The following is a 10425-nucleotide window of genomic DNA, read 5'->3' on the forward strand; positions in this document are numbered from 1 at the left end:
TTTTGGATCGGGTGATGTTACGGGGTGCCATGAGAAGTCCTGAGATGGCACCAGCGTATCCGCCCAAAAGTTTGGTAAGGCTAATTTTACTCTGTTAGAGAATCGTCACCTGATCCCCCTTCCCTAGCCCCCAGGCCATCCCCCGCCTTGCGACAACGGGGGGTTCCGATGGGCAGATCGCCGCTTTTCGACTTCCGTGGGGTCCAAACCGGGCCTAGTTTCGCGCCGTCTTCATGACCGTCCGCACGTCCGTCCTCGCCCTCCTGCTGACCTTGCCACTGGCGGGGGCACCGGCCCTGCGTGACCTCCAGCCGTGGCGACAGGGCTTGGAGGCGCTCGATGCCGAGCTCTGGGAGGTGGCCGACACCCGCTTCGAAGAAGCGCTGCAAACCCGCGACCTCACTCCCGCGGACCGCCACCAGATCGAGTTCAAGCGCCTCGAAGCCTGGATCCGCGGCGACCGCCCGGCCCAAGCGCTGACGAAATTGTCCGACCCGGCATTCGCGAGCGACGCGGAAACCTATTTCTGGAAGGCCCAGGCCTTGGCCGGTCTCGGTCGTTACCGCGAAGCCGTGGAGACCCTCGCCCCGGCGGAAGCCAATCCAAAGGCCGCCTTCCGCAACCAAGCGCTCCTCACCCGCGCCAATCTCCAGCTTTCCCTGGGCGACCAGGACGGAGCCTCCGCCACCCTCGATCTCCTGGCCAAGGCCGGGGATGCGAAGCTGACGCGGATGGTGAAACTCCGCCAGGCCGCCATCCTCATCGACCGCGGCAAGTTCGCGGAAGCCCGCAAGCTGCTGCCCCCGGCCAAAACGCTGGAGGGCGCGGATTTGGCCGAGCAGGCCTTCCTCGATGCCACCCTGCTGCTGGCCGAGGGCCGGACCGACGAGGCGACTGCCGCGTTCACTGCGCTCAAGGAACAGGCCGAAACCCGTTCCCGCTCCCGCTATTATGCCGCGGTCATTGGCTTGGCGGACGCCACCGCAGCCTCCGATGGGCCGGAAGCCGGTGCCCTGCTGTTGCTGGACGAGATCCAGAAACAGAAGGACGCGCCGATGCTGGACGTCATTTTCAAGCGGATCCTGCAATGGCTGCCGGAGCATCCGATTCCCGCCGACCCGGTGCTGGAACGTCTGAAGCTCTGGATTCCCCCGAAACCGGCGGCGTTTCAGGGCGTGATCGCGGCCAGCGTCGAGAAAGACCCGGCCAAGGACACCTCGGGAGCGGCGGACGCTTGGCCGGTCGCCCCGGAAAAAACCACCCAGACGGCCACGAACGACCTCGCCGCGTTTTCGCTGTTCACCCGCGCCATCGGCCTCCGCCGCCAAGGCACGGTGGATAGCGCCCACGAAGCCGATTTCCTGATGTCGCGGCTCCGCTACGAGTATCCGCGGCATTTCCTGGTGCCGAAGGCGCTGCTGGAGATCGGTCGCTGGCGCTTGGAGGACAAGCAGCCGGAAGCCGCCTTCGCCGCGCTCAATGCCGTGCTTCAAACGGCCAATTCCCCCCTGCTCAAGGGCGAGGCTGCCTTCACAGCCGCGCGGGCCGAATACGATCAAGACCACCCGGAAGCCGCGACCGCCCTTTTCGACCAAGCCGCCGCCCTGCTGCCGAACCGTGCGGGCGACACCGCCGCGCTGAACTCCGCGCTGACCCGGCTCCAGAACGGCTCGCTGGCCGCGTTTCCGCGCAGCGACAGTCCCGAGCGCGATGCCCGCATCCGCGCGGATCTCGACCTGGAGCGCGCGCTCTCCGATCCCTCCCCGGAAAAGAGCTGCGAGGCTCTCCAGCAATTCCTGTCCGCCCACCCGGACCACCCGCGCGCGGGGGAAGCCCGGCTCTCCGCGGCGATCGCGGCGCTGCGCATGCATCCGCCGGATTCCGCGTTTTCCAAGGCCCAGGTCGGCATGATCGAAGCCGATCCCGCGCTCTCGAAGAGCGTGCCCCCGGAACGCCTTGCATGGCTGCGTCTGGAAATCGCCGATCAGGCGGAATCCCCGGCGGATGCCATCCACGTGGCCCGCCAGTATCTGAATTCCTTCTCCGACAGCGGCAAGGGCCCGGAGGCCACGCTCATCCTCGGCCGTAACCTGTTCCGCAACGAGGATTACCACAACGCGCGGCTGACGCTGGAGAAGATGGCGGCCTCGGCCCCGAATTCGCCGATCGCTCCCGCCGCCCTGATGCTCGCCGCCCGCTCCGCCGCCCTCGGCGCGACCGACCAATCCCGCGAGGAGAGCCTGGCCCTGTATGCGAAGCTGATCGCCCGCAACGACGCGCTGACACCTCTCGCCCGCCTCGAACGCGCCAGCCTGCTCAACGACCTGTCCCGCCTGGATGTCGCGATCGCGGAACTCCAGCCGTGGTTCAACTCGATGAAGCCCGGCGATCCGCTGCGGATTCCCGCCGGGCTGCTGCTGGGCGACGCCCTCTACGCCCAAGGCGTGGAGAAACCCGCCTCGCTCGCCACCGCGCTGACCGTCTACGACCAGCTCCTCGCCGAGGCCAAGAACCAGCCCGCGCTAATCAACCGCCTGCAATACCAGCGCGGCATGACCCTCGAACGTCTCCCCGGCCCGGAAGGCACCACCCGCGCCGGCAGCGCGCTGGAGTGCTACGTGGCCGTGTTGCAGGCCGCTGACGACCACGCCCCCGCCGAGTGGAAGTGGTTCGAGAACTGCGGCTTCCGCGCCCTGAAGCTCCTGGAGGATGCCGGCAAGTGGCGCTCCGCGATGAAGATCGCCAGCAAGATCGCTTCCTTCAATGGTCCCCGCTCCGCCGAAGCCGCCGAGCGGGCGAAAACCATCCGGATGGAACAAATGATCTACGAAGACTGATTTCCCCTTCCTCACCGTATAACCAAGCCTCATCCATGCCAAAATTGTTCATCCCCGGACCGATCGACGTTTCCCCGGAAACCTACGCCGCCATGAGCCAGCCGATGATCGGCCACCGCGGCTCCGAGTTCGAAGCGCTCTACGCGTCGCTGCAGCCCGGCCTGCAGGAGATCATGGGCACGAAGCGCCCGGTGTTCCTTTCCACCTCCTCCGCCTGGGGCGTGATGGAGGCCTCGCTACGCAACCTGGTCCGCAAGAAGGTCCTCACCCTTTGCTGCGGTGCGTTCTCGGACAAGTGGTTCGACGTGGCGAAGAAGTGCGGTTTCGAAGCCGACAAGATCCAGGTCGAGTGGGGTGAAGCCATCGACCCGGAGACCGTCCGCGCCAAGCTCGCCGAAGGCGGCTTCGACACCGTGACCCTCATCCACAACGAGACCTCCACCGGCGTGATGAACGATCTCCCGGCGATCGCGAAGGTGGTGAAGTCCTTCGAGGACGTTCTTCTGATCGTGGACACCGTGTCCTCGCTCTCCGGCACCCCGATCAATGCGGATGAACTGGGCCTCGACGTCACCCTCGCCGGTGTCCAGAAGGCGCTGGCGCTGCCGCCGGGTCTCGCCGTGTTCGCCGTTTCCGAAGCCGCCATGGCCCGCGCCAAGGCCCAGCCGAACCGCGGTTACTACTTCGACTTCCTCGAGTTCGCGAAGAACGCCGAGGCGAACAACACCCCGTCCACCCCGGCCATTTCCCTGCTTTTCGGCCTCCAGCAGATCCTCGCCAACATCAAGGCCGAAGGTTTCGCCAACCGCATCGCCCGCCACGAGGCGAACAACAAGCTGATCGCTGACTGGGCCGAACGCCACGGCTTCAAGAACTTCGCCCCCGAGGGCAACCGCTCCGTGACGCTCTCCTGCTTCCACACGCCTGAGGGCTTCGACCAGTCCGCCTTCATCAAGAACCTGAAGTCGAAGCACGGTTTCGTGATCAACGGCGGCTACGGCAAGATCAAGGGCCTCACCTTCCGCATCTCCAACATGGGCAACGAGACCAAGGAGACCATGCAGGAGCTGATCGACGCCATGGACGACGTTCTCGGCTGATCCCGGGTAACAGTTGAAAGATTGCATGCGCGCGGAACCGTTTGGTTCCGCGCGTTTGTTTTACCCAACAAACCCACCTCATCGCAGACCATGAAAAACATCACTCTGTTCCTTGCCCTCGCCCTGCCCGCGTTCGCCGGAGAACCCAACCAGCTCACCCCCGCGGAAAAGGCGGACGGCTTCAAGCTGCTCTTCGACGGCAAGACCACCGAAGGCTGGCGCAACTACAAGCAGGACAAGCCCTCCGACAAGACCACCGTCACCGACGGCGCCATCTCCCTGGTCAAGGGCAGCGGCAACCTGATCAGCAAGGACCAGTTCGAGAACTTCGAGTTCCGCTTCCAGTTCAAGATCGCCGCCAACGGCAACTCCGGCATCATGTGGCACGTCTCGGAAGCCAAGGGCCAACCCTACGAGACCGGCCCGGAATACCAGATCCTCGATTCCCTCGGCACCGGTTACGAGCATGAGCTCAAGAAGGGCAACATCGCCGGCAACTTCTACGACATTATCCCCGGCAAGAAGGAGTGGGCCAAGCCCGCCGGGGAATGGAACGACGGCTCGATCAAAATCGTCGGCACCAAGGTCACCCTCACCATCAACGGCAATACCAGCGCGGACATCGACATGGCCACCGACGAGGGCAAGGCGCTGCTCGCAAAATCGAAGTTCGCCACCTGGCCCGCCTTCAACAAGGAAACCAAGGGCCACCTCTGCCTCCAGGAGCACGGCGATTCCGTTTCCTTCCGCAGCCTGCGGATCAAGGAGCTGAAGTAAGCGTTCCCCACCCCGCCTCATCGATCTCAAGGCCCCCGCTCCGCAAGGATCGGGGGCTTTTGTTTTCACCAAGCTGAGACCTTGCCATACCCCATCGAGGTCTGAAGGCCCATGCCCGCATGGCAGCCTATTTCGAGATAACCTCGAACATCGGCACGCCACCGGCGCTATGGGATGAAGTCGCCGAAATGGCGTGGAAACTCGGTCGCAAGGGAACCATTATTCCGCTCACCGATCTCATCATCGCCTGCTGCGCGAAACGGGCCGGTGCGGCGGTGATGACCCGGGACAAGCATTTCGATTGCATCCCCGGCCTCACCATCGTGACGCCACCCTGGTGACTGCGCGTATTTCACTCGAAAAACGTGTCCTCGTGCGCGTAGGGCGGCGCACAGCAGCAGAGGAAGCGGAGCGGCTCAATGGCGGTGATCTGGTGCCAGGCCCCGGCCGGGATCAGGATCGCGTCCCCGGGGACCACCTCGCGGGATTCGCCATCGATCTCCATGGTTCCCCGCCCTTCCAGCAGGTAGTAGAACTCCTCGCTGGCGCGGTGGTAGTGGCGCTCGGTCGCTCCGCCCGCCGGAATGGTGGCTTCCGCCAGGCTCTGGTTCGCCACCGGGGCATTGGCCCGGTCCAGCAGGCTGCGGATGGTGGAGCCATCCTTGGTGGTGAAAGGAACCTGGCTGGCGTGGGATCGGACTTCCATGGGGCCGGATTCCAGCCCACGATCCGAGCCTGCGGAAGCAAGTTATTCACAAAAACGTCAGATACCGGCAGTTTCTGCTTGGCAAGCCGGGGGTGAGGGTGCAATTTCCGCGCCCGCCCGTCACCGGGCATTCTTCCGAACGACCCACTGACATGGCCGTAGCTCTCCGACTCAATCGCCAAGGCACCAAAGACCGCCCGTATTACAAGATCGTCGCTGTGGACAGCCGCAAGCGCCGTGACGGTCGTTACATCGAGCAGGTCGGCACCTACGACCCGCTCAAGGAAGGTGCCAACTACGAAATCGACCTGGAGAAGGTCGACAAGTGGCTCTCCGTGGGTGCGCAGGCTTCCGAAACCGTGGCCAGCATCATCCGCAAGTCCCGCACCGCTGCTTCCAAGTAAGCCGGACATTTTTTCCGAATCGACCGCGCTCCTCAGGGACCGCGGTCGTTTTGTTTCCACGAGCTTGCATTGTGCATTTCCGCCGATCTAACATCGGGATGCATGAAAAAGCTTCTGGTTGAATTCATCGGTACGTTTTTTCTGACTCTCACGGTCGCCACCGCGGCCGTCCTCGGGACCGGCACGCCCCACGCGGCCTTCGCCATCGGCGCGGTGCTGATGGTGATGATCTATGCCGGCGGGCACGTTTCAGGGGCTCACTACAATCCCGCGGTATCGCTCGCGGTTTACCTGCGGGGCCGCAGTTCCCTGCAGGATCTGATCTCCTACGTGGGCATCCAACTGGTGGCGGCGGTGGTCGCCGTGTTTGTCGCCAAGGCCTTGGTGCCGGGACAGGCAGTGGAGCCGAAGGTCTTCCCGCATGTCGCCCCGGTGCTGATCGCGGAACTGCTGTTCACTTTCGCCCTCGCATGGGTGGTCCTGAATACCGCCACCGCCAAGGCCACCTCCGGCAATTCGAACTACGGCCTCGCGATCGGTTTCACGGTGCTCGCCGGAGCGATCACGGTCGGCGGCATTTCCCTCGGCGCGTTCAACCCCGCGGTCAGCACCCTGCTTCTGGTGATCGGGAAACTGAAGGTCGCCGATTGCTGGCTGCACTTCCTGCCTCAGGTGCTCGGAGCGGTGGGGGCGGCGTATGCGTTCAAGACGACGCATCCGGAGGATCGGTAGCGCGAAACAGGGCTTCGCGCTCCTCACAACGCCGCCCGGCTCCTGGCAACCAGCGGGCTGTCCGCGACGCTGGAACCTTTCAGCCAATGCGTGCTGGCGGCGAGGAAGCGGTTCCGGAATGCCGGCGAAAGGGTGCTGAAGTCCTCGATGATGGCGCTGCTGTATTTGTAATCGTGGGAATCGGTTCCCTTCAAATAGATCAGGCGCTGGGCCGCGTTCGTGAAGAGCTTCGGATCGCCACCCGCATTGAGGAAACCCAAGGTCCGACGGGCGGCGGTCAGGCGATCCTCCGCCAGCCCGGCGAAGATTTCCGCCACGGCTTCCTCCCCTTTCGATTTCGCCGGCAGCGCCTCGAAGGTGTCGATCTCCACCCCGCCCTTCACCTCCGCGTCGTCGCGGAACAGAGTGAGGAACGACGCGTTCTGGAGCATCAGGAAACGCCGCGTGGCGTCGTCCTGCGCGTGCTGGAAGGCGTAGTGCAGCGCGTTGGTGGTGGTGGAGGCATGCAGGGTGATGATCCCAGGCGAGCGCATCAGCAGTTCGCCCGCGAATTGGAACATGCCATCCCACACCGGCTGCGGACTGCATCCGCCATTGATCAAGGCCACCACTTTGGCAGAGGCATCGTCCCACGTCCCGGCACGCAACACCTTCATCATCTCCCCCACGGCATCGGCGCGGTTCTCGCCGCTGTTCCAGGTCGCGCGCAGCTCTTTCAGCCGCTCTTCGTTCTTCCTCCCCGGTCGATCCGCCAACGCGTCCTTGGTCGACGGATTCGCACCATTGAACTCCAGCATCGCATACGCCAGCGAACGCAGCACCGGCTCGGCGTGTTGCCAGCCGATCGTTTCCAGCAGCCGCCAACTGTTCGAGACGTAGATCGCCTTGTGGCCGATGTCCCGGTAATCTCGCGCGCCGTAGCGGCAGAACAGATCGAAGGCCGCCTGGGTCCCCACGTTCCGTGCCACCCCGGCCGCCGCGCCATCCGCGATCGATCCATCCCACGCGTCCATCCCCTTCCGGAACAAGTCCACGGCCCGTTCGGCGGAGGGCACCTCGGCCTCTTTCACCGCTTCCATCGTCCAGTCACCCTCCTGCCGGTCCTTTTCCTGGGACGACTTGAATTGATCCAGCGCCCAGAAAAGCGGCAGCCAACGGTCTTCCGGCGGCGAATTCTGGCTGGCCAGATGGGCGGAGTTCACCACCAGCACGGCGTGGAATTTGAAGCCCACCGGCCGCGGCTGGATGTTCCGAATGCCCGCCAATAGCAGGGCGGCGAGGATTTCCCGGTGCGTGGTGCCACCCTTGATCTTTCCTCCCACCTCCTCCAGCAACCGCTCCCGCGGGGTGTCTTCCAGCAGCCGGACCAGCGGCTCGATTTCCGGCAGGAAACGCACCATGCCCGGATCCACCCTCGCCTCCGCCGCGGACACCAGCGGCAGCTTGGACAGGAATCCGAGACTCCCCGCGCCGAGCAGGGCTCCTTGCGTGGTCGTCGATAGAAACCCGCGTCGTGTCCAATCCGGTTCCGCCATATCATGGAAGATGCTGGGGGGCGTAAGATCTTCCATGAAAATCGATGAAGGCGCGATGGGGCTGTAATTTTTCGCGTTCCCGGCTTCCATTGGCGTGGATTCGCGTCCATTCGCGGTTCATCCTCCGCCCGCCACCGGGTCCGCTTTTCATGGATTACTCCGCTCTCATCGCCAAACGCCGCCTGCGCTTCGAGGAAGTCGATGCCGCCGTGGGCAATCCCGATCTTTTCTCGAATCCAAAGCTCGCCACCGAACTCCTGCGCGAGCACCGCAAGCTGTGCCAGACGCTGGACCTGTGGGAACGCCACGAGGATGTGAAGCGCCAGCTCGCCGACAACGAGGAGCTGGCGAAAACCGATGACCCGGATCTCTCCGCCATGGCCGCGGAGGAAATTCCCGCGCTTCAGAAGGAAAGCGCCCGTCTCGCCGAGGATCTGCAATACGCCCTGCTACCCGCCGATCCGAACGAGGACCGCGACGCGATGCTCGAAATCCGCGCCGGGGCCGGTGGCGACGAGGCCTCGCTGTTCGCAGCCGAACTGATGCGCATGTACCAGCGCCACGCCGAACTGCGCGGCTGGAAGGCGGAGCACCTGGAAAGCAGCCCGTCGGAAGTCGGCGGCTTCAAGGAAGTGATCCTCAAGATCACCGGCGAAGAGGTCTTCCGCTTCCTCAAGTACGAGTCCGGCGTCCACCGCGTGCAGCGCGTGCCCGCCACCGAAGCACAAGGCCGCATCCACACCTCCACCGTCACCGTGGCCGTGATGCCGGAGGCGGAGGAAGTCGACGTCGAAATCAAGCAGGACGACCTCCGCATCGAGGTCTGCCGAGCAGGCGGCGCGGGCGGCCAGCACGTGAACCGCACCGAGTCCGCGGTGCAAATTTTCCACCTTCCGACCGGCCTCATGGTGCGCTGCGAGGACGGCCGCTCCCAGATCCAGAACAAGGAAAAGGGGCTCCAGATCCTGCGCACCAAGCTTTATGAAATGAAGCTGCGGGAGCAACAGGACGCCCACTCCGCGCACCGCCGTTCGCTGATCGGCTCCGGCGACCGCTCGGAGAAAATCCGCACCTACAACTTCCCGCAGTCACGCGTGACCGATCACCGCATCGGCTACACCTCGCACAACCTGACCGGCATCCTCGACGGCGACTTCTTCGAGTTCACCCACGAACTCCAGAAGACCGAGATGGCGGAAAAGCTCGCGGAGGCCGGATTGTAAGCCAGGTCGCCCATAAACGGGTGGTTTTCCCGAAAGGCTGGTTCAGCGACCGAACCAGCGGCGTCCGTCCGCGTCCGCCCATTTTGACCGGAATTGCCCATGGCACCAAGGCTCCCGGCCTTGCCAAAATGGTCGGCAGCATCGTGTCGGATTTCCGGCGCTCATGTTTTTCCTTCCCCACAAGCCCTTCATTTTGAGAAAAGGACACTGATCGTTTTGTTCATTGCTCACTTGTTGCTGCCTCATGATTGGCGTTTTCCGCGTTGCTGACAGACCGTCCCAGCCATCACGAAAGATCCTCCACCGGGAGGAATCCATCGCGTTGTGGTGCGCCTTTGCGTTGGCCCTGACCGGCGCCAGCGGTGCTCAAACGCCACCGGCCCCGGACCAAGGAGCGATCCAATCATCCGGCAAGTTCGTGCCAGCCCAGCCAGGGCAACACGCCAAGCAAGCCCAGCCTCCCGCGGACAAGGAAGCCGCCGACCGCCAGATCGAAAAGACCGGCGAGACCACGTTCAAGATCGGTCTGGTCCAGGGCGATCGCGCCACCCGCACGCTCACCGTACCCGCGAAGATCAAGATGCGGGAGGGATTGATCGAGTACGTGCTTGTGACGACCAAGGGCAAGGTGCACGAAACCTTGTTCACCACCGAAGCCTCACCGCTCCACATCCAGACGGCGGCGTTGTTGCTGGGGCTCTCCCCTCAACCAGGGAAAGGCCAGCCGGTGCCGGTCATGATCGAAGTGGAATGGGAAAGCAACGGCCCCAAGCGACGGGTGCCGCTGGAGGACATGGTGGAACTGACCAAGGACAGCCCGCAGGCCAAATCGGGCACCACGCTTCCGAAGGGAGCCTGGTCGTTCCAAGGCTCCACCTTGGATGAGGATGGATTCGGCGCGGAGCGGGATGGCTCGCTCATCGCCTTGATTTCGGACCCCGCGGCCCTGGTCGGGAACCCCCGCACCGACCGCGAGGATGATGACCTTCACGTCCCGCATGCGGCCGCCCTGCCGCCCGCGGGCCTGCCGGTCACGATCCGCATTTCCCCCGCCCCGGCCAAGGCCGAGTGAGGCTCCCTTTCCCCTGTTTGTCCCCAAACCCATCGTTCG

Annotated in this window: 10 protein-coding genes; 8 read left to right on the forward strand and 2 right to left on the reverse strand. The window is 64.1% G+C overall.

All coding sequences use genetic code 11. The features are described 5' to 3' along the window. Nucleotides 1-233: 233 nt before the first annotated feature. The 4 genes from llg_RS20015 (at nucleotide 234) to llg_RS20030 (ending at nucleotide 5055) form a co-directional block, all read left to right on the forward strand. Nucleotides 234-2837: a tetratricopeptide repeat protein gene (locus llg_RS20015; RefSeq protein ID WP_338286800.1), complete on the forward strand. Its 2604-nt coding sequence runs from the start codon at nucleotides 234-236 to the stop codon at nucleotides 2835-2837. 35 nt (nucleotides 2838-2872) lie between these two features. Continuing rightward, nucleotides 2873-3937 carry an alanine--glyoxylate aminotransferase family protein gene (locus llg_RS20020; protein ID WP_338286801.1) on the forward strand — a complete coding sequence of 355 codons (1065 nt, stop codon included), beginning with the start codon at nucleotides 2873-2875 and terminating at the stop codon, nucleotides 3935-3937. 90 nt (nucleotides 3938-4027) lie between these two features. After that, entirely contained in the window at nucleotides 4028-4714 is a 687-nt protein-coding gene (locus tag llg_RS20025) for a DUF1080 domain-containing protein (protein WP_338286802.1), read from the forward strand. A 119-nt stretch (nucleotides 4715-4833) separates the two neighbouring features. Then, the gene (locus tag llg_RS20030) at nucleotides 4834-5055 is read left to right on the forward strand and encodes a PIN domain-containing protein (protein ID WP_338286803.1); all 222 of its coding nucleotides are present in this window, start codon (nucleotides 4834-4836) and stop codon (nucleotides 5053-5055) included. A gap of 11 nt (nucleotides 5056-5066) precedes the next feature. Here llg_RS20030 and llg_RS20035 read toward each other — a convergent pair whose 3' ends face one another. After that, nucleotides 5067-5420 (reverse strand): cupin domain-containing protein, encoded by a 354-nt coding sequence (locus llg_RS20035; protein WP_338286804.1) that lies wholly within the window; start codon nucleotides 5418-5420, stop codon nucleotides 5067-5069. 152 nt (nucleotides 5421-5572) lie between these two features. Between llg_RS20035 and rpsP the strand changes: the two genes are divergently transcribed. Together rpsP and llg_RS20045 are read left to right on the forward strand one after the other, a co-directional pair. After that, nucleotides 5573-5824, forward strand: coding sequence for a 30S ribosomal protein S16 (rpsP, locus tag llg_RS20040; RefSeq protein ID WP_338286805.1), 252 nt, complete (start codon nucleotides 5573-5575; stop codon nucleotides 5822-5824). A gap of 102 nt (nucleotides 5825-5926) precedes the next feature. After that, entirely contained in the window at nucleotides 5927-6556 is a 630-nt protein-coding gene (locus tag llg_RS20045) for an aquaporin (protein ID WP_338286806.1), read from the forward strand. Nucleotides 6557-6579: 23 nt separating this feature from the next. On the opposite strand, the gene llg_RS20050 is transcribed toward llg_RS20045, so the two are convergent. Further along, complete coding sequence (locus llg_RS20050) at nucleotides 6580-8091, reverse strand: hypothetical protein (RefSeq protein ID WP_338286807.1); 1512 nt, start codon at nucleotides 8089-8091, stop codon at nucleotides 6580-6582. Nucleotides 8092-8240: 149 nt separating this feature from the next. Here llg_RS20050 and prfA point away from each other — a divergent pair, with 149 nt between their 5' ends. Then, nucleotides 8241-9314: a peptide chain release factor 1 gene (gene prfA / locus llg_RS20055; protein ID WP_338286808.1), complete on the forward strand. Its 1074-nt coding sequence runs from the start codon at nucleotides 8241-8243 to the stop codon at nucleotides 9312-9314. 340 nt (nucleotides 9315-9654) lie between these two features. Then, the gene (locus tag llg_RS20060; RefSeq protein ID WP_338286809.1) at nucleotides 9655-10386 is read left to right on the forward strand and encodes a YdjY domain-containing protein; all 732 of its coding nucleotides are present in this window, start codon (nucleotides 9655-9657) and stop codon (nucleotides 10384-10386) included. The last annotated feature ends 39 nt before the right edge of the window (nucleotides 10387-10425 follow it).

The organism is Luteolibacter sp. LG18 (genome assembly GCF_036322585.1).
In the GTDB taxonomy this organism is placed as follows: Bacteria; Verrucomicrobiota; Verrucomicrobiia; order Verrucomicrobiales; family Akkermansiaceae; genus Luteolibacter.

Bases quoted from the DNA above. Each gene is read 5' to 3' on its own strand.
- llg_RS20030 (WP_338286803.1), top strand. From the start codon at position 4,834: ATGGCAGCCTATTTCGAGATAACCTCGAACATCGGCACGCCACCGGCG.
- llg_RS20020 (WP_338286801.1), top strand. From the start codon at position 2,873: ATGCCAAAATTGTTCATCCCCGGACCGATCGACGTTTCCCCGGAAACC.
- llg_RS20035 (WP_338286804.1), bottom strand. From the start codon at position 5,420: ATGGAAGTCCGATCCCACGCCAGCCAGGTTCCTTTCACCACCAAGGAT.
- llg_RS20050 (WP_338286807.1), bottom strand. From the start codon at position 8,091: ATGGCGGAACCGGATTGGACACGACGCGGGTTTCTATCGACGACCACG.
- prfA (WP_338286808.1), top strand. From the start codon at position 8,241: ATGGATTACTCCGCTCTCATCGCCAAACGCCGCCTGCGCTTCGAGGAA.
- llg_RS20045 (WP_338286806.1), top strand. From the start codon at position 5,927: ATGAAAAAGCTTCTGGTTGAATTCATCGGTACGTTTTTTCTGACTCTC.
- llg_RS20025 (WP_338286802.1), top strand. From the start codon at position 4,028: ATGAAAAACATCACTCTGTTCCTTGCCCTCGCCCTGCCCGCGTTCGCC.
- llg_RS20015 (WP_338286800.1), top strand. From the start codon at position 234: ATGACCGTCCGCACGTCCGTCCTCGCCCTCCTGCTGACCTTGCCACTG.
- rpsP (WP_338286805.1), top strand. From the start codon at position 5,573: ATGGCCGTAGCTCTCCGACTCAATCGCCAAGGCACCAAAGACCGCCCG.